General features: G+C 67.6%; 19 protein-coding genes, 3 tRNA genes and 1 pseudogene. 6 read left to right on the top strand and 17 right to left on the bottom strand.

Annotated features, from left to right (window positions below):
* Window positions 1–21: 21 nt before the first annotated feature.
* From rplA to OQ789_RS03320, 12 genes are all read right to left on the bottom strand, one after another.
* Window positions 22–729 carry a 50S ribosomal protein L1 gene (gene rplA, locus OQ789_RS03375; RefSeq protein ID WP_324683510.1) on the bottom strand — a complete coding sequence of 236 codons (708 nt, stop codon included), beginning with the start codon at window positions 727–729 and terminating at the stop codon, window positions 22–24.
* A gap of 77 nt (window positions 730–806) precedes the next feature.
* Window positions 807–1,235 (bottom strand): 50S ribosomal protein L11, encoded by a 429-nt coding sequence (rplK, locus tag OQ789_RS03370; RefSeq protein WP_007767860.1) that lies wholly within the window; start codon window positions 1,233–1,235, stop codon window positions 807–809.
* Window positions 1,236–1,284: 49 nt separating this feature from the next.
* Window positions 1,285–2,049: a transcription termination/antitermination protein NusG gene (gene nusG, locus OQ789_RS03365; protein WP_324683509.1), complete on the bottom strand. Its 765-nt coding sequence runs from the start codon at window positions 2,047–2,049 to the stop codon at window positions 1,285–1,287.
* 43 nt (window positions 2,050–2,092) lie between these two features.
* The gene (gene secE / locus OQ789_RS03360) at window positions 2,093–2,533 is read right to left on the bottom strand and encodes a preprotein translocase subunit SecE (RefSeq protein WP_324683507.1); all 441 of its coding nucleotides are present in this window, start codon (window positions 2,531–2,533) and stop codon (window positions 2,093–2,095) included.
* 205 nt (window positions 2,534–2,738) lie between these two features.
* Window positions 2,739–2,811: transfer RNA gene (locus tag OQ789_RS03355), tRNA-Trp, on the bottom strand.
* Between the two features lie 144 nt (window positions 2,812–2,955).
* Window positions 2,956–3,456 (bottom strand): (3R)-hydroxyacyl-ACP dehydratase subunit HadC, encoded by a 501-nt coding sequence (hadC, locus tag OQ789_RS03350; protein WP_324683505.1) that lies wholly within the window; start codon window positions 3,454–3,456, stop codon window positions 2,956–2,958.
* Between the two features lie 3 nt (window positions 3,457–3,459).
* Complete coding sequence (gene hadB, locus OQ789_RS03345) at window positions 3,460–3,888, bottom strand: (3R)-hydroxyacyl-ACP dehydratase subunit HadB (protein ID WP_324683503.1); 429 nt, start codon at window positions 3,886–3,888, stop codon at window positions 3,460–3,462.
* On the bottom strand, window positions 3,875–4,354 hold the full coding sequence (gene hadA, locus OQ789_RS03340) for a (3R)-hydroxyacyl-ACP dehydratase subunit HadA (protein ID WP_324683502.1): 480 nt from the start codon (window positions 4,352–4,354) through the stop codon (window positions 3,875–3,877). The genes hadB and hadA overlap by 14 nt, the downstream gene beginning before the upstream one ends.
* Window positions 4,355–4,402: 48 nt before the next feature.
* Window positions 4,403–4,570, bottom strand: a complete 168-nt coding sequence (gene rpmG / locus OQ789_RS03335; RefSeq protein WP_003898538.1) for a 50S ribosomal protein L33 — start codon at window positions 4,568–4,570, stop codon at window positions 4,403–4,405.
* Between the two features lie 43 nt (window positions 4,571–4,613).
* Window positions 4,614–4,687: transfer RNA gene (locus OQ789_RS03330), tRNA-Met, on the bottom strand.
* A 52-nt stretch (window positions 4,688–4,739) separates the two neighbouring features.
* Window positions 4,740–4,812 (bottom strand) — tRNA-Thr (locus OQ789_RS03325).
* A 154-nt stretch (window positions 4,813–4,966) separates the two neighbouring features.
* Window positions 4,967–5,170 (bottom strand): type II toxin-antitoxin system VapB family antitoxin, encoded by a 204-nt coding sequence (locus tag OQ789_RS03320; RefSeq protein ID WP_324683500.1) that lies wholly within the window; start codon window positions 5,168–5,170, stop codon window positions 4,967–4,969.
* Between the two features lie 136 nt (window positions 5,171–5,306).
* On the opposite strand from OQ789_RS03320, the gene OQ789_RS03315 reads away from it, so the two are divergent.
* The 3 genes and pseudogenes from OQ789_RS03315 (at window position 5,307) to OQ789_RS03305 (ending at window position 7,637) form a co-directional block, all read left to right on the top strand.
* Window positions 5,307–6,020 carry an MBL fold metallo-hydrolase gene (locus tag OQ789_RS03315; RefSeq protein ID WP_324683498.1) on the top strand — a complete coding sequence of 238 codons (714 nt, stop codon included), beginning with the start codon at window positions 5,307–5,309 and terminating at the stop codon, window positions 6,018–6,020.
* A gap of 71 nt (window positions 6,021–6,091) precedes the next feature.
* Window positions 6,092–6,945: pseudogene (locus OQ789_RS03310) on the top strand (hypothetical protein).
* Window positions 6,942–7,637 (top strand): crotonase/enoyl-CoA hydratase family protein, encoded by a 696-nt coding sequence (locus OQ789_RS03305; protein ID WP_324683497.1) that lies wholly within the window; start codon window positions 6,942–6,944, stop codon window positions 7,635–7,637. The pseudogene OQ789_RS03310 and the gene OQ789_RS03305 overlap by 4 nt, the downstream one beginning before the upstream one ends.
* Before the next feature lie 45 nt (window positions 7,638–7,682).
* Here the strand turns inward: OQ789_RS03305 and OQ789_RS03300 are convergent, their stop codons facing one another.
* The 4 genes from OQ789_RS03300 to OQ789_RS03285 all read right to left on the bottom strand — a co-directional run bounded on the left by OQ789_RS03300 (window position 7,683) and on the right by OQ789_RS03285 (window position 10,591).
* Window positions 7,683–8,687: a patatin-like phospholipase family protein gene (locus OQ789_RS03300; protein ID WP_324683495.1), complete on the bottom strand. Its 1,005-nt coding sequence runs from the start codon at window positions 8,685–8,687 to the stop codon at window positions 7,683–7,685.
* Between the two features lie 4 nt (window positions 8,688–8,691).
* Window positions 8,692–9,156, bottom strand: coding sequence for a cyanase (gene cynS, locus OQ789_RS03295; RefSeq protein ID WP_324683493.1), 465 nt, complete (start codon window positions 9,154–9,156; stop codon window positions 8,692–8,694).
* A gap of 117 nt (window positions 9,157–9,273) precedes the next feature.
* On the bottom strand, window positions 9,274–10,023 hold the full coding sequence (locus OQ789_RS03290) for a class I SAM-dependent methyltransferase (RefSeq protein WP_324683832.1): 750 nt from the start codon (window positions 10,021–10,023) through the stop codon (window positions 9,274–9,276).
* Window positions 10,024–10,075: 52 nt separating this feature from the next.
* A complete protein-coding gene (locus tag OQ789_RS03285) occupies window positions 10,076–10,591 on the bottom strand; it encodes a nitroreductase family protein (protein ID WP_324683492.1) in 516 nt (171 codons plus the stop codon).
* Window positions 10,592–10,847: 256 nt separating this feature from the next.
* On the opposite strand from OQ789_RS03285, the gene recC reads away from it, so the two are divergent.
* Genes recC through recD form a run of 3 tightly spaced genes read left to right on the top strand, consistent with a single transcriptional unit; the run spans window position 10,848 to window position 19,194 of the window.
* A complete protein-coding gene (gene recC / locus OQ789_RS03280) occupies window positions 10,848–14,129 on the top strand; it encodes an exodeoxyribonuclease V subunit gamma (protein WP_324683490.1) in 3,282 nt (1,093 codons plus the stop codon).
* Window positions 14,129–17,440 (top strand): exodeoxyribonuclease V subunit beta, encoded by a 3,312-nt coding sequence (recB, locus tag OQ789_RS03275; protein WP_324683831.1) that lies wholly within the window; start codon window positions 14,129–14,131, stop codon window positions 17,438–17,440. Before recC ends, recB begins: the two co-directional genes overlap by 1 nt.
* A complete protein-coding gene (gene recD, locus OQ789_RS03270; protein WP_324683489.1) occupies window positions 17,437–19,194 on the top strand; it encodes an exodeoxyribonuclease V subunit alpha in 1,758 nt (585 codons plus the stop codon). The genes recB and recD overlap by 4 nt, the downstream gene beginning before the upstream one ends.
* On the opposite strand, the gene OQ789_RS03265 is transcribed toward recD, so the two are convergent.
* Window positions 19,142–19,711, bottom strand: coding sequence for a phospholipase D-like domain-containing protein (locus OQ789_RS03265; protein WP_324683487.1), 570 nt, complete (start codon window positions 19,709–19,711; stop codon window positions 19,142–19,144). The two genes, recD and OQ789_RS03265, sit on opposite strands and share 53 nt — an antisense overlap.
* Between the last annotated feature and the right edge of the window lie 10 nt (window positions 19,712–19,721).

The raw sequence follows: 19,721 nt of genomic DNA, 5'->3' as shown, positions 1-19,721 counted from the left end.
GAGCGCACATCCGGCAGGCGGTTAGGACTCCCCGAAGTTGCGGGTGACGGCCGGGTCCACGGGGATGCCCGGTCCGGTCGTCGTCGAGACCACGATCTTCTTCAGGTAGCGGCCCTTGGAGGCGGACGGCTTGAGCCGCAGCACCTCGTCGAGCGCGGCGCCGTAGTTCTCCGCCAGTGCCTTCTCGTCGAACGAGGCCTTGCCGATGACGAAGTGCAGGTTGGCCTGCTTGTCCACCCGGAAGTTGATCTTGCCGCCCTTGATGTCGGCCACGGCCTTGGCGACGTCGGGGGTCACGGTGCCGGTCTTGGGGTTCGGCATCAGGCCGCGGGGGCCGAGCACGCGAGCGATGCGACCGACCTTGGCCATCTGGTCCGGGGTTGCGATCGCGGCGTCGAATTCCAGCCAGCCGCCCTGGATCTTCTCGATCAGGTCATCGCTACCCACGATGTCGGCGCCGGCGGCCTGAGCCTGCTCGGCCTTGTCGCCCACCGCGAACACCGCGACGCGGGCCGTCTTGCCGGTGCCGTGCGGAAGGTTGACCGTGCCGCGGACCATCTGGTCGGCCTTGCGCGGGTCGACGCCGAGCCGGATCGCCACCTCGACGGTCGAGTCCTGCTTGCTCGACGACGTTTCCTTGGCGAGCTTGGCCGCTTCCAGCGGGGTGTAGAGATTGTCGCGGTCCACCTTCTCGGCGGCGGCGCGGTATGCCTTGCTGTTCTTGCTCATTGATTGTCCAATCTGGTGTTGGGTCGTGGTCCGATTAGCGGGCCGAAGCTGGCCCTCCCACGGCTAGGGGCGTCGAGCTACTCGACGGTGATGCCCATCGACCGGGCGGTGCCGGCGATGATCTTGGCGGCCGCGTCGATGTCGTTGGCGTTCAAGTCGGCCTTCTTGGTCTCGGCGATCTCCTTGACCTGGTCCCAGCTGACCTTGGCGACCTTGGTCTTGTGGGGTTCGGCCGATCCCTTGCCCACGCCGGCGGCCTTCAGCAGCAGCTTGGCGGCGGGCGGGGTCTTGAGCGCGAAGGTGAAGCTGCGGTCCTCGTAGACCGTGATCTCCACCGGGATGACCTGGCCGCGCTGGTTCTCCGTGGCGGCGTTGTACGCCTTGCAGAACTCCATGATGTTGACGCCGTGCTGACCGAGCGCGGGCCCGACCGGCGGCGCCGGGTTGGCCTGCCCCGCCTGGATCTGAAGCTTGATCAGCCCGACGACTTTCTTCTTCGGGGCCATGAGATTGTGCTGTTCCTTCCTGGTTTACGCCCGGCGCATGCTGCCGGTGTCAGAGCTTGGAGACTTGGCTGAAGGTCAACTCGACCGGGGTTTCGCGGCCGAAGATCGACACCAGCACCTTGAGCTTCTGCTGTTCGCCATTTACCTCGCTGATGGTGGCCGGCAGCGTCGCGAACGGCCCGTCCATGACGGTCACCGACTCACCGACCTCGTAATCGACCTCGATGACCGGACGTTCCAGACCGCCCACCTCGGCGGCGGCGGCCGTCGCGGCCGCGCCCTTGGCGGCCTTCTTCGCCGCGCCGCGCGGCAGCAGGAACTTCACCACGTCGTCGAGCGACAGCGCCGACGGACGGGAGGTCGCCCCGACGAACCCGGTGACGCCGGGGGTGTTGCGCACCGCGGCCCACGAGTCGTCGGTCAGGTCCATCCGCACCAGGATGTAACCGGGCAGCACCTTGCGGTTGACCTGCTTACGCTGGCCGTTCTTGATCTCGGTGACCTCTTCGGTGGGCACCTCCACCTGGAAGATGTAGTCGCCGACGTCCAGGTTCTGTACCCGGGTTTCGAGGTTGGCTTTGACCTTGTTCTCGTATCCCGCGTAGGAGTGGATGACGTACCAGTCGCCGGGCTTGCTGCGCAGCTCCTTCTTGAGCGCGGCGGCCGGGTCGGCCTCTTCGGGCGCCTCGGCAGCCTCGTCCGCGGTCGCCTCGGTGGCCGCGGGGGTGTCGGCGGCCTGCGCCTCGGCGGTGTCGACGGCCTCTTCCTGGTCGACCGCTTCACCCGCGGACGGGTCACCGTCGAAGGTAGTCACGGTTTGAGTCCTCTCTGTCACTTTCAAAGGCGGCGTCACTCGCTCAGCCGAACACCAACAGCACCAGCTTGGTCAGGCCGAAGTCCGCCAGGCCGACCAGCGCCACCATGAAGGCCAGGAAAGCCAGCACGACGGAGGTGTACGTGAGCATCTGCTTGCGGTTGGGCCAGATGACCTTCCGCATCTCTGCAACGACCTGCTTGAGGTAGTTGTAAACGAATACGAACGGGTTGACCCGATGGTCCCCGGCTTTCTTGGGCTTGGCGGCCTTTTTATCCTTGGCGCCCTTTTTGGCCTTGGCCGCGGTGGCGGCCTCGTCGGACGATTCCGCGTCCTCGTCGCCCTCGACCGCCCGCTGCCTGGACCGCTTGCCCGTGGGGCGCTGCGGTCGGGTCACCACCGCTGTCCGACCGGCGCTCGCGCCGTCCTCTTTGTCAGTGCCGTCGCTTGCGGCGTCGTTGGCAACGTCGCCTTCGTCGCTCACCGCACGCTCCTTTGTTTGCTGGTACCCCGAGAGCCGTCCCATCGGTGGCGGCACGTAGTTCCAGTGTCCACCATGGCACATCCCTTTTGTGGTCCGGTTCCTCCTCAGGCCGTCCCGGCCCGCATCGTCACCCGGACGCCTTTTGTGGTCCGGTTCCTCCTCAGGCCGTCCCGGCCCGCATCGTCACCGGACGCTCAGTCATCAGCAGGGGCGACAGGACTTGAACCTGCAACCTGCGGTTTTGGAGACCGCTGCTCTGCCAGTTGAGCTACGCCCCTTCGCGGTTGGCAGGCCAACCTGCGCTTACCTACCGGGGCTTACATGACACGCGCGCCTTCCGATTGCTCGACTCACGGAAAGCGCGCTGGTGCTGGGAAAACCCCGAGGACCGAGTGTACATCGCAGCGGGAGTCAGATACTAATTACGCCGTTCTGACGACCTGTCCGGACTCGGGGTCCCACCGCAGGTTCGCCGACCCGTCGCTGTACTGGCTCATCAAGGTGGTGTACGCCTCCAAGACCAACTCGTCCTTCTCGTTGGTGCAGATGTTCTTGGTGACGACGATGTCGGCGCCGAAGCGCTCGTCCACCGACTGGACTTCCATCCGGGCCCACAGCCTGTCGCCGGCCTTGATCGGCTTGGCGAATACGAACCGCTGGTCGACCTGGACGATCACCAGGGTTTCCATGCCGATATCGACATGCCGGAAGAAATCCAGCTGGACCAGCTTGGCGAAGATAGTCGCGAAGGTCAGCGGCGCGAGGATCGCGCTGTGGCCGAGTTCGGCGGCCGCGTCTTCGTGGTAGTAGGAGGGGTGGTCGTTTTTGACGGCTTGCGCATACTGGCGCAATTGTTCGCGCCCCACCACGAAGGAATCCGCGTAACGCCAGATCATCCCCCTGATGTCGGTTTTGAGCGCCATGAGCTACGCCAGAGTTGCGGACGCGATCGCCCTGCCGAAGATCTTCTTCCCGCCGGTGGTGGCGGTGAGCGCGATGGTCACGGACTTGGTCTCGGGATCGGCGGACTTCACCCGGCCGCTGAAGACGAGTTCGGCGCCCTTGCCGTCGTTGGGCACCGGCACCACGGCGGTGAACCGCACGTTGTACTCGGTCACCGCGCCGGGGTCACCGATCCAGGAGGTGACGTACCCGCCGCCGATACCCATGGTCAGCATGCCGTGCGCGATCGCGGTGTCCAGGCCGACGACCTTGGCGATCTCGTCGTCCCAGTGGATCGGGTTCAAGTCGCCGGAGACGCCCGCGTAATTCACCAGATCCTGTCGGGTCAGCGGGTAGGTCTTCTCCGGAAGCTGGTCACCCACCTTCACGGAGCTGAACTCACGCAGTGGCATCAGTAAACCCCTCTTCTCCATCCTCACCGGCACGGCCCGCCAGGGTCGTGTAGGTCTCTTGCACGACGTCACCGGCTTCGTTGGTGATGACGTTCTTGGTGACAATGATCTGGGTGCCGTGCGACACGCGCATCGAGTCCACAGAGACGTCGCAGTAGAGCTTGTCGCCGGCCACCAGCGGCGCGAAGTATTTCAGCACCTGGTCGACCTGGACGATCTGTGCGTCGTGCACGGCGATGTTCGCGTAGTCGAAGAACGCCGACTGCGCCTTGTAGCCGAACACGCAGACGAACGCCAGCGGAGCGATCAGCCCCTGGTAGCCGAGTTCGGCCGCCGCCTTCTCCTCGAAGAACGCGGGGTCGTCGTTCTGCACGGCGACCGCGTACTCACGAATCTTCTCGCGCTCCACCTCGTAATGATCGGGATAGCGGTAGTGCATTCCGACGATGCTGGAACTTAATGGCACGGCTCTTAAAATACCTGGTCAATCGGAGTAAACGCCCGCGGGTGGCCGCTAGCGCGTCTCCCGGTGCGCCTGGTGCTTACCGCAGTTGGGGCAGAACTTCTTCAGCTCCAGTCGGTCCGGGTCGTTCCGGCGGTTTTTCTTGGTGATGTAGTTACGGTGCTTGCACACCTCGCATGCCAAGGTGATCTTCGGCCGTACGTCGGTACTGGAAGCCATGACGGTTCACTCTCAATTCCTGGAAAAACTGTGCTGTTGTGTGTAGCGATGGCCGGACTCGAACCGGCGACCTAACGATTATGAGTCGTTCGCTCTAACCGACTGAGCTACATCGCCTCTGGCCACCCCCTCAGGGGTAACGGCCGCCACGCCTGCCCGGCGCCCGCCGAGCCCCCTAACGGAATCGAACCGTTGACCTTTTCCTTACCATGGAAACGCTCTACCGACTGAGCTAAGGGGGCCGTCTTTCAACCCGAAGCGATCTCCTCCGCGCGGGCCTAAAAGAGGGTACAGCCTGGCTTGCAGCGGAACCAAACCACGAGAGCGAAAGCGCCGGCCCGGTCAGGTCGTTCGCTGTCGCGGCTCACGCGAAGGTTGGCGGGGCCGCGGCGGACATCAGTCGTTCCCGTTGCGACGCGGTTGCCAGGCGCTGAGGTCGCTGGACTTGTCGTAGGCATCCGGCTGCTCGACGGGATCATCGCCGCGCACCAGGGTCCGCAGCGCGAGATTGATGGCCTCGCGCGCGTCGAGGAGATGGAAGCGTCGGATCGCCTCATCGACCAGGTCGACGTCGACCTCGATTTCGACCTTCTTCTTCATCTGCCCAAAAGACCCACAAGATTCCGGCCTAACCGGGCCGCGAAACGGTGGTGTCGGGCAGCATTTGCCGCGCCGAATCCGGGGCGGTGGCGGACTACCTGTGGCACGGTCCGGCCGGGGCTTTAGTCTGGGCATCGTGCCCGAGGACCGGCTGTATTTTCGTCAACTGCTCTCCGGTCGCGACTTCGCCGCCGGCGACATGTTCGCGACACAGATGCGCAACTTCGCCTACCTGATCGGCGACCGGCAGACCGGTGACTGCGTGGTCGTCGACCCGGCCTACGCCGCCGGCGACCTGCTCGACACCCTCGAGGCCGACGGCTTGCACCTGTCCGGCGTGCTGGTGACCCACCACCACCCCGACCATGTGGGTGGATCCATGATGGGATTCGCGCTGCCGGGCCTGGCCGAACTGCTGGAGCGGGCACCGGTGCCGGTGCATGTCAACAGCCAGGAGGCACCGTGGGTTTCGCGGGTCACCGGGATAAGCCTGAGCGACCTGACCGCCCACGAGAACCATGACAAGGTCAGCATCGGCGATATCGAGATCGAGTTGCTGCACACCCCGGGCCACACGCCGGGCAGCCAGTGCTTTCTGCTCGACGGCCGCCTCGTCGCGGGCGACACGCTGTTTCTGGAGGGCTGCGGGCGCACCGACTTCCCCGGCGGGGACTCCGACGAGATGTACCGCAGCCTGCAGCGGCTCGCGAAGCTTCCCGGTGACCCGACCGTCTTTCCGGGCCACTGGTATTCGGCGGAGCCCAGTGCCTCGCTCGCGGAGGTCAAGCGTTCCAACTACGTGTACCGGGCCGCGGATCTCGGTCAATGGCGGATGCTGATGGGTGGCTGAGCCGCCTCGGCGGTCGCTCGGTCACAACCATCCGGCTATCGCCGCTGTGATATAAGCGGAGGGTGGATTCCATGGGTTGGATCCAGGACAGCTGGCATGAAGTCACGCACGTCGGGTCCGACACCTGGACAGCGTGGGCGGCATGGACGGCGATCATCCTGGCTGTCGTCACGTTGGTGTTCACTAACATCCAGATCAACCGGAACCGCCGGGCGGCGGCCGAGCAGACGCGTCCGCAGGTCGCGATGTTCATGGAACCGCATTCGGCCGACTGGCACGTGATCGAACTCGTGGTCCGCAACTTCGGGCAGACCGCGGCCTACGACATCGGGTTCTCCTTCACCAATCCCCCCACGGTGGCCGAATACGAGACCGCCAGCGACGGCTACGCCGACGTCGTCGAACTGCGGCTCCCCCGCAGGCTGCCCGTGCTGGCGCCCGGCCAGGACTGGCGTCTGGTGTGGGATTCCGCGCTCGACCGCGCCGAGATCGGTGGTGGCATCGAATCGCGCTTCGTCGGCACCCTGACCTACTACGACCGGCCCAGGCAGGCGGGCGGCCGGCGGTTCTGGCAGCGCGCGCGTTCGCCGCTGCACACCGACGTCGTGCTGGACTGGGATGCCTTACCGCCGGTCCAGCGCATCGAGTTGATGACCACCCATGACTTGGCGAAGCGGGAGAAGGAGAAGCTGGAGCTGCTGCGCGGCCTGCTGACCTATTTCCACTACGCCAGCAAGGAGACCCGTCCCGAGGTATTCCGCGCGGAGATCGAACGGATCAACGCCGCGGTCCGGGAGACCCAAGACAGATGGCGCGTACGCCAACTCGACGAACCCACCGATGTCCGTTTGCGCTGGAGCGACGCCGACGGCGACCCGGGCAGACACCACAGCCAGCCCGCCTGACGGCAAGGAGCAACCGATGAGCGACCCGGTCCACTACAGCACCAAGGAGTCCGTCGCCGTCATCAAGATGGACGACGGCAAGGTCAATGCGCTGGGCCCGGTCATGCAGCAGGCCCTGAACGACGCGATCGACCGGGCCGAGGCCGACAACGCCGGAGCGCTGGTGATCGCCGGGAACGACCGGGTATTCAGCGGCGGCTTCGACCTGAAGATCCTGACCTCCGGTGAAGTGCAGCCCGCGATCGACATGCTCCGCGGCGGATTCGAGTTGGCGTATCGGCTGTTGTCCTATCCCAAGCCGGTGGTGATGGCGTGCACCGGCCATGCCATCGCGATGGGGGCGTTCCTGTTGTCGGCCGGCGATCACCGGGTGGCCGCCCACGCCTACAACATCCAGGCGAACGAGGTCGCGATCGGCATGGTCATCCCGTACGCCGCCCTGGAGCTCATGAAGTTACGGTTGACGCCGTCGGCCTACCAGCAGGCCGCCGGGCTGGCCAGGACGTTCTTCGGTGAAACCGCCCTCGCCGCAGGCTTTGTCGACGAAATCGTGTTGCCCGAGGTGGTGCTCGACCGCGCCGAGGAGGCCGCGCGGGAATTCGCCGGCCTGCATCAGCACGCACACGCCGCCACCAAGTTGCGCACCCGCGCCGACGCCCTGGCGGCCATCCGCGCCGGCATCGACGGGATCGAAGCCGAATTCGGGCTGTAGCCGGGCGATTACGACACGCTGCGCCGCTTCCGGCAACGGGGCGTCTTACCGGAACCGGCCCAGATACGCCGACCAATCCCAGGTCGACAGAAAAGTCTGCGCCGCCGCGTAGCCGCTGTCATAGAGCTTTTCGAGACGTCCTGTGGAGATATCGAAGTCGAGCACACCGACATTGGTCGATTCGACCGCGATGGCACGGGCGGCGACCCACGGCTGGCTGAGGTGTGTCTGGTCGTGACCCGCCAGCATGGTGGTCACCAGGCTTTCCAGCAACGCCGTCTGTTCGAAGAACCGCAACGGTTTCAGTGCCGGCATCACCGCACCGATGCCTTCGGAGAGCCTCGGGAGGACCGTGATCCCGAATGTCGGCCAGCGCGGCGCTTTGCCGTCCGGCCGGTCGAAGGTGTCGATGGGAAAATTCGACAGCACGCCACCGTCGACGAGGGTGGAGGTGGTCCCGTCGGTGCCGGTCAGCTTGACCGGGCGATAGAAGAACGGGATCGCCATCGAAGCGCGGACCGCGTCGGCGACCGGCTGCTCATCGGGGTCCAGGCCGTAGAGCCGACGGTAGTCCCACGGCAGCCGCACCAGCTGTGCCGCGGTCACGTCGGCAACGGTGACCACCAGCCTGTTGCGCCGCTCCTCCAGCAGCTCGTCCTCGTCGAGAATCAGATCGCCAAAGACGTTGACACCCAAGTTTTTCAACTCGCTGCGGATCCAGTCGTGGGCCACGTCGCCGCGATACATACTCGTGTCGCGCACCAGCCCCCACGCGGCACCGAGGTAGGGAAGGGGTCCCGCGTCGCGCCACTTGCGCAGCGGGACGGAGAACGCGAGTTCCTTGACCTCCTCGGCGGTCAGCCGGCCGTCGTCGGATCCGGCGGCCAGGATGGCCGCGACCACAGAACCGGCCGAGACCCCGGACACCCTCTTGATCGAATATCCGGCATCCATCAGCGCGACGATGGCGCCGACCAGACCGATGAACTTGACGCCCCCGCCGGAAAGCACGAGATCGACTGACTTCGGCTGTTGAGCCTTGGATACCATTCTATTATTCCGACGAAATCCATTGGTAGGGAAGGAATTTCCCGTCGAAGGTGACGACAACGCGGTCGCCGGACGGGTGTGGCTTCTTTTGCACGTCGACACTGAAGTTGATCGCGCTCATGATGCCGTCGCCGAACTCTTCGGCGATCACCTCCTTGAGTGCGCCGCCGTAGACCTGCAGGGCCTCGTAGAAGCGGTAGATGGTGGGGTCCGTCGGCACCGCGGTGGGCAGCCCGCCACGCATCGGGGCCGCAGCCAGCACCGGCACCACCGACTCGTCGAGCTTCAACATCTCTGCGAGGATCTTGGCCTGCTGCACCGGAATCGGGTGCTGGCCGAGCAACGCCGCCGTCGTCCACAGCAGCGGCCTGCCGATCGCGTCGGCCAATTGTTGCCACGTCAGCCCGTTGGCCAGCCGCGCGACGATGACCCGTTCGGTGATCTCGGTTCTGTTCATGGGTCCCAGCATGCACGCCGTGGCGGATTCACGTCAGCGGCCCTCCGGGCCATTGGGCACTTCCCCGATTTGATAGCACATGCGCTTTCGAGTTTGTGACGACCTACACGAGCCCTCGACGCCCGGGCCTCACCCCGGTTTCGTCGCGGTGACCAGGCGGGTGGAGAACCACGGGCCGCCGTACCACATGCGCCACCCGAGGTTGCGCCGCCGCACATCGCGCCAGCCGAGGTCGCGCAGCCGGGCGGCGTGCCGCCGCGTCTCCCACAGGTCCGCGATGGCCAGCCGGCCACCCGGCCGCAGCACCCGCACGGCTTCGTCCAGCGCCTGGCGCCGGCCCTCGTGGCTCGGAATGTTGTGGATGGCCAGGTTGCTGACGATCACGTCGACGCTCTCGTCGGCCAGCGGCAGCGCGGTCATGTCGGCGGTGTGTACCTCGACGCGATCGGCGACGCCTTCGGCCACCGCGTTGGCCAGCGTGGCCTTCTCAGAGTTGCCTGTCTGGTCGGCCTGCCACAGGTCGACCCCGATCGCACGGCCCCGTGGCAACCGCTTGGCGGCGGCCAACAGCACCGCACCGCGCCCGCAGCCGAGATCGAGCAAAGTTTCGTCGCCCGCAAGCCGCAGATCGCGCAGAACCCGGTCCCAGGCAACGAATTTGCCGGCCCGCGTCGCGTAGACGTACAGGGCGGTGTTGGTCGCGATCCCGACGGCCGAGACCGCGGCCAGGGACGCCCTGAGCCGCTTGCCGCGTGCCCAGCTGATACCCGCCCACACTCCCAGGCCGACGGTTTGCGCGGCGATGCCCGTCGCCTGTGCGCGCGCCGAGACGTTGTGAAAAGACCCGTCGATTCCGTAATCACCCTGGTGGCCATGCACACCCGCCAGCTTACGACTCACCAAGGCGCGGACCGCTTTACACCCGTGCCGCTCACCAACGCCCGTGGCGCACGACCTCGGCGAGCGGCCGTCGGTTCGGTTTGCGGATCGGGGTCAGCGGGCGATCGGCGGGATAGCCGACGCCGAGCAGGAAGGCCACCAGGTGATCGTCGGGCACGCCGAGAATCGCGCGAGCCTTGTCCTGGTCTCCCACCGACGAATGACCGGTCCCGATTCCCAGGTCCGTGGCGGCGATCATCATCGCCATGGTGGCCTGGCCGACGTCGTAGTTGTCGGTGACCACGCGGCGCTCGTCGGGCGGCACCGGGACCACGATGGCGATCGCGGCGGCGGCCCCGGCGATGTGGCCCGCACCCCGCCAGACCGTGGACAGCTCAGCCAGCTGGTCGCCGCCGGTGACGATGACGAAGACCCATGGCTGGCGGTTCTTAGCCGACGGCGCCCGCCAGCCGGCCTCGGCGATGCGGTCCAGGTCTTCGGCCGGTATCGGCTTCGCCTGGTACTCCCGCACGTTGCGACGTGCGCAGATCGCGTCCCATGCTTCCATCTGGTTCCCTCCGGCAACTGTTTTCTCGGATCAACCGGCCCGACACGGCGCCGATTCCCGCCCGATGGTGCGGCCCCGCCCGCCCAACGCCGACAAAACGGGGATAGACGGGCGCGATGTCAGCCAAACATCTTGGGCCACAGTTGAACACGATCACGCCTGACGCTACCGGGCCCGCCGGGCGACACAGCGCGCAACCGTGAAGCAGCCGGAACCGCCCACGCGACGTCGGTCCGACGTTCTAGGGTGGCGCTCGATGGCGCTTCATCTTCACCGTGCCGAGCGGACCGACGTGCTTGCCGATGGCCTCGGCGCGCTGCTCGCCGACCCGCTGCCCGACCCGTTCGCACAGGAGCTGGTCCTGGTGCCGGCCCGGGGCGTAGAACGCTGGCTGAGCCAGCGGCTTTCGCACGTGCTCGGTGCGCGCGGCGGTGACGGGGTGTGCGCCGGGGTGGCGTTCCGCAGTCCGGGCTCGTTGATCGCCGAAATCACCGGCACGTCCGACAATGATCCGTGGTCGCCCGACGCCATGGCATGGCCGCTGCTGGAGGCCATCGACTGCTCGCTGGACGAAGCCTGGTGCCGCACGCTGGCCATGCACATGGGCCACTTCCACACCGGCACGGAGGCCGAGCTGCGCCGGGGCCGCCGGTACGAGGTGGCGCGACGGCTGGCCGGGCTGTTCGATTCCTACGCGCGCCAGCGCCCCCAGCTGCTGGTCGACTGGGGCAACGGCGACCCCGGTGATCTCGACGAGGATCTGCGCTGGCAGCCGCTTCTGTGGCGGGCGCTGGTTGCGCGAGTCGCCGCGGACCCGCCTCATGTGCGCCACGCCAAGACCGTCGCACGGCTGCGCGAGGCGCCCGGCGAGCTACCGACCCGGCTGTCGCTGTTCGGGCATACCCGGTTGACGCGCACCGACGTCGAGCTGCTGGAGGCGCTGGCCACCCACCACGACCTGCACCTGTGGCTTCCGCACCCGAGCGAGGGGCTGTGGCGCGCGCTGGCCGGCACCCGCGGCGCGATTCCCCGGCGCGACGACGTCAGCCATCGCGCGGTGTCCCACCCGCTGCTCGCGACGCTGGGGCGGGACCTGCGGGAGCTGCAACGCGGCCTGCCGGCGGATGTGGTGACCGACGACTATCTGGCCGGCGACCCGCGGCCCGACACGCTGCTCGGCTGGCTGCAGTCCGACATCGCCGCCAATACCGTTCGGCCGCAAGGCCGCACGGCCCGGGCCGACGACCGAACCGTGCAGATCCACAATTGCCACGGCCCGGCGCGCCAAGTCGACGTGCTGCGCGAGGTGCTGCTCGGCCTGTTGCAGGACGACCCGACGCTGCAGCCGCGCGACATCCTGGTGATGTGCCCGGACATCGAGACATACGCACCGCTGATCGTCGCCGACTTCGGGCTCGGTGACGTGGTGCACGGCGCGCATCCCGCGCACCGCTTACGAGTCCGGCTGGCGGACCGCTCGCTGACCCAGACCAACCCTCTGCTCGGGGTGGCCGGGCAGCTGCTGGCGCTGGCCGGCAGCAGGGTGACGGCCAGTGAGGTGCTCAACTTCGCCCAGGCGGCGCCGGTGCGCGCCCGTTTCGGTTTCACCGATGACGATGTGGACGACATCACCCGCTGGGTGCGGCAGGCAAACATCAGGTGGGGCTTCGACCGGGAGCATCGACGGCCGTTCCACGTCGACTTCGTGCACAACACTTGGCGTTTCGGCATCGACAGGGCGCTCGCCGGCGTCGCGATGTCGGAGGACTCGCATGCCTGGATCGACGCGACGCTGCCGCTGGACGATGTCAGCAGCAACCGCGTCCAATTGGCAGGCCAGTTGGCCGAATTCATCGCCCGGCTGCAGCATGTGGTCGATTCGCTGACCGGCACCCGCCCGCTGCGGCAGTGGCTGGCAGCGCTCACCGAAGGCATCACCCTGCTGGCCCACATCGACGACGCGGACCTGTGGCAGGCCGGCCAGATGCAGCGCGAATTCGCTTCGGTAATCGCCGATGCCGGAACGCGCGCCGACACTTTGCTGCGGCTGCCCGACGTTCGGTCATTGCTGGATCGACACCTCGCCGGCCGCCCGACGCGCGCCAACTTCCGTACCGGCACGCTCACCGTGTGCACCATGGTGCCGATGCGCTCGGTGCCGCACCGGGTGGTCTGTCTGGTCGGCCTGGACGACGGGGTGTTCCCGCGCCTGCAGGTCGTCGACGGCGACGACGCGCTCGCCCGTAACCCGATGACCGGCGAACGCGACATCCGTTCGGAGGACCGGCAATTGCTGCTCGACGCGATCTGTGCGGCCACCGAGACACTCGTCATCACCTACACCGGCGCCAACGAGTATTCGGGACAGCCGCGCCCCCCGGCGGTGCCGCTGGCCGAACTCCTGGACACCCTCGACGTGACCACCCCGGACAAGATTCGCGACGACATCGTCGTGGAGCATCCGTTGCAGCCGTTCGACATTCGCAACGTCGAACCCGGAAAGTTGGTGCCGAAGGTTCCGTTCAGCTTCGACCCGACCGTGCTGCGGGCCGCGCGCGCGGCCACCGGCCAACGCGGCGAACCGCCCAAGTTCATCTGCGGGCCGCTGCCGGCGCCACCCGCCGACGACATCATCCTCGCCGACCTCGTCGGGTTCTTCAACGACCCGGTGAAGGGCTTCTTTCGCGCGCTGGATTTCACGCTGCCGCGCGACGTCGACGGGGTGCAGGACACCATGCCGGTCGACATCAACGCCTTAGAGGAATGGGCGGTCGGCGACCGGATGCTGCACGACATGCTCCAGGGAATGACCCCGGACGCGGCCCGCCAGGCCGAGTGGCGCCGGGGCACGCTGCCGCCCGGCATGCTGGGTTGGCGCAGGGCCAACGAGATTCGCGAGCAGGCCACCTTGCTGGCCACTGCGGCACAGCAGTACCGGCGGGCCGGGGCTCAGGCCTACGATGTCGACATCGATCTGGGTTGCGAGCGCCGGCTCACCGGCACGGTTTCGCCCGTCTACGGTGATCGACTGGTGTCGGTGACCTATTCGAAGCTGGACGGCAAGCACCAGCTCCAATCGTGGATTCCGTTGCTGGCGTTGACCGCTCATGACCGCAACCGCGACTGGTCGGCCGTCTGCATCGGGCGGCCCAAGCGTGGCACCGCACCACGGGTGGAGGGGCTGGGCCGTCCCGACGATGACGCGACCGTGCTGCTGCGCGAGCTGGTGGCGATCTACGACGCGGGCCGCCGCGAGCCGATTCCGTTGCCCATCAAGACGTCCTATGCGTGGGCGGCCGCGCGGCACTGCGGTGACGACCCGGTCCGCGAGGCGCAGTTCCGCTGGAAAACCAAACAATATCCCGGCGAGGACCAGGCGCCCGCCCACGTGCGGGCATGGGGCAAAAGCGCCCGGCTGGAGGACCTGATGCAGCCCGTGCGACCCGGCGAGGAGTACGACGGCGAAGACAACCGGCTCGGCGCGTACTCGGCTCGGCTGTGGCTGCCGATGCTGCGCGCAGAGAGGCGGCCGTCCTGATGGAGCGGTTCAACCTGCTCGGGCCGCTGCCCGCGGCTCGGTCGACCACGGTGCTGCAGGCCAGCGCGGGCACCGGCAAGACCTTCGCGCTGGCCGGGCTTGTCACCCGGTACGTCGCCGAGGGCGCGGCGACGCTCGAGCAGATGTTGCTGATCACGTTCTCCCGCGCGGCCAGCCAGGAGCTCAGAGAGCGAGTCCGAGCCCAAATCGTGCAGGCGGTACGGGCATTCGACGACCCTGCGGCCGCCGGCGACAACGAATTGGTGGCATACCTGCTGGCGGGCGGCGCCGAGCAGCGCGAGGAGCGCAAACGCCGGCTACGCGATGCGCTGGCCGGCTTCGACGCCGCGACCATCGCCACCACACACCAGTTCTGCCAGCTGGTGTTGAAGTCACTCGGTGTCGCCGGCGACACCGCCGCGAACGCGACGCTGATGGAGAGCCTTGACGAGCTGGTCGCCGAAATCGTCGACGACCTGTACCTGGCGCACTTCGGGCAGGAGCGCGACGATCCGGTGCTGTCCTATCGGGACGCGCTGCGGGTGGCGCGCCAGGTGGTCAACAACCCGTCGACGGATCTCCGGCCCCGCGACGCACCACCCGGTTCGGCGGCGGCGGCAAGCGTCGATTTCGCGAAAGCCGTTCTCGCCGAGCTAGATACCCGCAAGCAGCGGCTGGACGTCCTCAGCTACGACGACTTGCTGATCCGGCTGGCCGACGCGCTGGCCGCCGACGATTCACCCGCGCGGATGCGCATGCATCGGCGCTGGCCGATCGTCATGGTCGACGAGTTTCAAGACACCGACCCGGTGCAATGGCAGGTGATCGACCGCGCATTCAGCGGACGCTGCACGGTGATTCTCATCGGCGATCCCAAACAGGCCATCTATGCATTCCGGGGCGGCGACATCGTGACCTACCTGCACGCGGCCGATAGCGCGGGTGAGAAGCGGACGTTGGCCACCAACTGGCGCAGCGACGCCGCGCTTGTCGAGCGACTCCAGGTCGTGCTGGGCGGCGCGCAGCTGGGTAACGCCGCGATCATCGTCGATGACGTCGAGGCGCACCACCGGGGCCACCGCCTCGCGGGTGCGCCCCGCAACGAGCCCTTTCGGTTGCGGGTGGTGCGCCGAACGACGTTGGGGCGCAGCGGCCTTGCCAACCTTCCCATCGACGAACTGCGGGAACACATCGGCGCCGACCTTGCCACCGATATTGGCGCGTTGCTCGCCAGTGACGCGACGTTCGATGGCGAGCCCCTGAAGGCCCGCGACATCGCGGTGATCGTGGAGAAGCACAAGGACGCCGCGGCATGCTTCAGGGCGCTGTGCGACGCCGGCATTCCGGCGGTCTACACCGGCGATTCCGACGTGTTCACCTCCGATGCCGCCGAGGATTGGCTGTGTCTGCTGGAGGCGTTCGATCAACCGCACCGTCCCGGGTTGGTGCGTGCCGCCGCGGCGACCATGTTCTTCGGCGAGACGGCGGAATCGCTTGCGGCCGGCGGTGATGACCTGACCGATCGGCTCGCGGAGACATTGCGGGAATGGGCCGGCCATGCGCGCGAACGCGGCGTCGCGGCGATCTTCGAGGCCGCCCAGCTGCGCGGCATGGGGGATCGCCTCTTGTCCCGGCAGGGCGGCGAGCGGCACATGACCGACCTGGCGCACATCACGCAGTTGCTGCAGGAGGTCGCGCACCGCGAGCAGTACAGCCCGCCCGCGCTGCGCGATTGGCTGCGCCGGCAGCGCGAGGAGCGCAACGGCGCACCGGAACGCAACCGGCGGCTGGACAGCGATGCCGCCGCGGTGCAGATCATGACGGTGTATGTCAGCAAGGGTCTGCAATACCCGATCGTGTATCTGCCGTTCGCATTCAACCGCAACACCCAGGAGCGCGACGTCGTGCTGTTCCACGACGAGAACGACGTGCGCTGCCTCTATATCGGTGGCAAGGACGGCCCGAACTTCCACGCCGTCCGGGCCCGGGGCCGCGCAGAGGACGCCAGCGACGACAGCCGGCTCACCTACGTCGCGATGACCAGGGCGCAGTCGCAGGTGGTGGCGTGGTGGTCACCGGCAAGAGACGAGCCGAACGGCGGGCTCTCGCGGCTCCTGCGCGGCCGCAGGCCCGGCGAATCGGTGGTGCCCGATGTCGTTGCGCCCGAAAAGATCTCCGACGACGACGCGATGGTCCGGCTGCGCGAGTGGGAGGCCGCGGGTGGGCCGGTGATCGAGGATTCGGTGATCACCCGGGCCCGGCGGGTGCCGCCCCAGCAGATACCGGTGAACCTCGACAGCCGCCACTTTCACCGCGTCATCGACACCACCTGGCGGCGCACCTCCTACTCCGGCCTGATCCGGGTGGCGGAAACCTCCGCAACCGTCGGCGTCGGCAGCGAGCCCGAGGTCGTCGAATTGGACGACGAGGTAAGCGATATCGCGTTGACCCAGGCCGCGTCCGGGCCGGATCTGCCGTCGCCGATGGCGGATCTTCCGATGGGCGCGAAGTTCGGCACGCTCGTGCACGCCGTGCTGGAGACGGCCGATCCGTTCGCCGCCGATCTGGCGGCCGAGCTGGAGTCGCAGATCCGGGTGCACTCGGTGTGGTGGCCGGTCGACGTGGCGCCGGAGGTCATGGCCGTGGCGATGGTCCCGATGCACGACACTGCGCTGGGTCCGCTGGCCGACGGCTTGACGCTGCGACAGATCGGGCTAGGGGATCGGCTGCGGGAACTCGACTTTGAGTTGCCACTGGCCGGCGGCGATCTCGGCACGGTGAGCGCCGAGGGTCATCTGGCGGACGTGGGGCGGTTGTTGCGCGAGCACCTGCCGGCCGACGACGTGATGGCGTCCTACGCGGACCGGTTGGCCGGCCAGGTGCTCGGCAACCAATCGCTGCGCGGATACCTCACCGGCTCGATCGATTCCGTGTTGCGGATACCCGACGGGTCGGGGCATCGATACGTGGTCGTCGACTACAAGACGAACTGGCTCGGGGACCCGGAGCGACCGCTGACGGCCGCCGACTACGACCGGCCACGGATGGCCGAGGCGATGTTGCATTCCGACTACCCGCTACAGGCGCTGCTGTATTGCGCCGTGCTGCATCGTTTTTTGCGCTGGCGGTTACGCGATTACGACCCAGGCCGTCATCTCGGTGGTGTCCTCTACCTGTTCCTGCGGGGCATGTGCGGGGAGCAGACGCCCGTGCTCGACGGCCACCCGGCGGGCGTCTTCGACTGGCGGCCGCCCTGGCCGTTGATCGCGGCCCTGTCGGACCTGCTCGATGCCGGGGCGGTGGCCCCGTGACGGTGGAAGCGGTCTTCGCGACCGGGCTGCTGCGCACGTTCAGCGACGCCGGCGTATTCGAGCCGGCCGATATCCACGTGGCGCAACGGCTTACCGCACTCACCGGTGAATCCGACGAGCGGGTGGCGCTGGCGGTCGCCCTGGTGGTGCGCGCGCTGCGCGGCGGTTCGGTCTGCGTCGATCTGCGTGCCGCGCCCGGCCAGGTCGGGGTGGCCGATTTGCTCTGGCCCGGGGCCGACGACTGGATGGCGGCGGTGCGGGCCAGCGCCTTGGTGCAGACGCCGCCCGTGCTGCGGCTGCTGGGCGACCTGCTGTATTTCGACCGGTACTGGCTCGAGGAGGAGCAGGTCTGTACCGACCTGCTGGCCCTGTCAGTGATCCCGGCTGAGGTCGAATCATCGAGCTACGAACGGCTTTTCCCGTCCGGTTACCAGGAGCAGCGGGCGGCCGCGGAGATCGCGGTGGCGCAGGCGCTGACCGTGCTGACCGGCGGACCGGGCACCGGCAAGACCACCACGGTCGCGCGCCTGCTCGCCCTGCTGATCGAACAGGCCGAGCGGTCCGGTCGGCCGCACCCACGGATCGCGTTGGCCGCACCGACCGGGAAGGCGGCGGCCCGGCTGGCCGAGGCGGTGGCCACGGAAAGCGAGCACCTCACCGAGGCGGACCGGACGCGACTGACCGGCCTACCCGGAACCACCCTGCATCGCCTGCTGGGCCCCCGGCCGGATACCTCGGTGCGGTTCAGGCACAATCGCGGCAATCGGCTGCCGCACGACGTCGTCGTGGTCGACGAGACGTCGATGGTGTCGTTGACGATGATGGCGAGGCTGGCCGAAGCGGTCCGGCCGGACACCAGGCTGATTCTGGTCGGCGACCCCGACCAGTTGGCCTCGGTGGAAGCCGGTGCCGTGCTGGCCGACCTGGTGGACGGGCTGGCCGCCCGCGACGACGTGCGGGTGGCGGCCCTGCGCACCCCGCACCGGTTCGGCACCTCGATCGGAGCGCTGGCCGAGGCGATCCGGGTCGGCGACGCCGACCGTGTCGTGCAGTTGCTGGCGGCCGGCGGTGAGCACATCGAGTGGGTGAACGCCGAGCGGCCAGCCGAGCGGCTGCGTGAGGCGCTGGTCGCGCACGCGCTGCGGTTGCGCTCGGCCGCACTGCTGGGCGCGGCGCCGCAGGCGCTGGCCACTCTGGACGAGCACCGGCTGCTGTGTGCGCACCGGCAAGGACCTTACGGGGCGAAGCACTGGAATATGTTGGTGCAGAAGTGGATTGCCGAGGCGACGGGGTCGCCGGCCTGGTCACAGTGGTACCCCGGGCGTCCCCTGCTGGTGACGGCGAACGACTACGGGCTGCGCCTTTACAACGGCGACACCGGCGTGACCGTGGCCGCCGCGGACGGCCTGCGTGCCGTGATCGCCGGCGCGACCGGACCGCTGGACTTCGCGACCGGCCGCCTCGGCGCGGTGGAGACGATGCACGCCATGACCATTCACAAGAGTCAGGGCAGCCAGGCCGACGAGGTGACGGTGCTGATACCGCCGGAAGATTCGCGGCTGCTGACGCGGGAACTGTTCTATACGGCGGTGACCCGGGCGAAGACCCGGGTCCGGGTGGCGGGCCCCGAGGCGTCGATCCGTGCGGCGATCGAGCGCCGGGCGGTGCGGGCCACCGGATTGCGGCAGCGGCTCCGGTCGTTCAGCCGGGACTCGGTGCGCTACCGGACTGAGCCTTCGCCGCCATCTGCTTGAGCATGGCGTCGTGGATGATGTCGATCCGGGAGCGGGCCTCCGCGCATACGTACGGGTCGCGGATCACGGTGAGTTGGTTGTCCTGCTTGGATTCTCCGCCGGTGGACCAGTTGGTCGAACCGGTGATGACATCGACGCCGTCGATGATCACCATCTTCAGGTGCATGATCGCCGACTTCTCACTGTGCCCGATCGCGATGCTATTGCCGACCTTGTCGTTGAGCCACGGGGCCAGCAGTGGCCGCTCGGCTGCTCCCGCGGCTTGGCTGGAGTCCAGACTCATTTGCACGTAGATCTTTTCGTCATTCAGCGCCGACTGCAGCACCGCATTCAATTCCGCGTCGTCGTAGCCGTACATCGCCACCACGATCGTCTTGTTGGCCGACGCCAACAGGGCCTTGAGCGCGTCGTGCACCTTGTCGACCGGGCTGTAGAACGTGCGCGTGCTGTCGGGATAACCGGGCGGAAACGGTGCCGCTTTGAACTTGTCCAGCTCGGCCAGCGAACTCAGCGCCATGGCGGTTGCT

Source organism: Mycobacterium sp. 94-17, from assembly GCF_035617725.1.
Lineage (GTDB): Bacteria > Actinomycetota > Actinomycetes > Mycobacteriales > Mycobacteriaceae > Mycobacterium.
Note: the sequence above shows the minus strand (reverse complement) of the source record. Positions and strands in the feature narration are given on the sequence as shown.

Bases quoted from the DNA above. Each gene is read 5' to 3' on its own strand.
- hadB (WP_324683503.1), bottom strand. From the start codon at position 3,888: ATGCCACTGCGTGAGTTCAGCTCCGTGAAGGTGGGTGACCAGCTTCCG.
- cynS (WP_324683493.1), bottom strand. From the start codon at position 9,156: ATGCTGGGACCCATGAACAGAACCGAGATCACCGAACGGGTCATCGTC.
- rpmG (WP_003898538.1), bottom strand. From the start codon at position 4,570: ATGGCTTCCAGTACCGACGTACGGCCGAAGATCACCTTGGCATGCGAG.
- rplA (WP_324683510.1), bottom strand. From the start codon at position 729: ATGAGCAAGAACAGCAAGGCATACCGCGCCGCCGCCGAGAAGGTGGAC.
- hadC (WP_324683505.1), bottom strand. From the start codon at position 3,456: ATGGCGCTCAAAACCGACATCAGGGGGATGATCTGGCGTTACGCGGAT.
- recB (WP_324683831.1), top strand. From the start codon at position 14,129: ATGGAGCGGTTCAACCTGCTCGGGCCGCTGCCCGCGGCTCGGTCGACC.
- recC (WP_324683490.1), top strand. From the start codon at position 10,848: ATGGCGCTTCATCTTCACCGTGCCGAGCGGACCGACGTGCTTGCCGAT.
- rplK (WP_007767860.1), bottom strand. From the start codon at position 1,235: ATGGCCCCGAAGAAGAAAGTCGTCGGGCTGATCAAGCTTCAGATCCAG.
- OQ789_RS03320 (WP_324683500.1), bottom strand. From the start codon at position 5,170: ATGAAGAAGAAGGTCGAAATCGAGGTCGACGTCGACCTGGTCGATGAG.
- OQ789_RS03300 (WP_324683495.1), bottom strand. From the start codon at position 8,687: ATGGTATCCAAGGCTCAACAGCCGAAGTCAGTCGATCTCGTGCTTTCC.
- OQ789_RS03285 (WP_324683492.1), bottom strand. From the start codon at position 10,591: ATGGAAGCATGGGACGCGATCTGCGCACGTCGCAACGTGCGGGAGTAC.
- OQ789_RS03265 (WP_324683487.1), bottom strand. From the start codon at position 19,711: ATGGCGCTGAGTTCGCTGGCCGAGCTGGACAAGTTCAAAGCGGCACCG.
- OQ789_RS03305 (WP_324683497.1), top strand. From the start codon at position 6,942: ATGAGCGACCCGGTCCACTACAGCACCAAGGAGTCCGTCGCCGTCATC.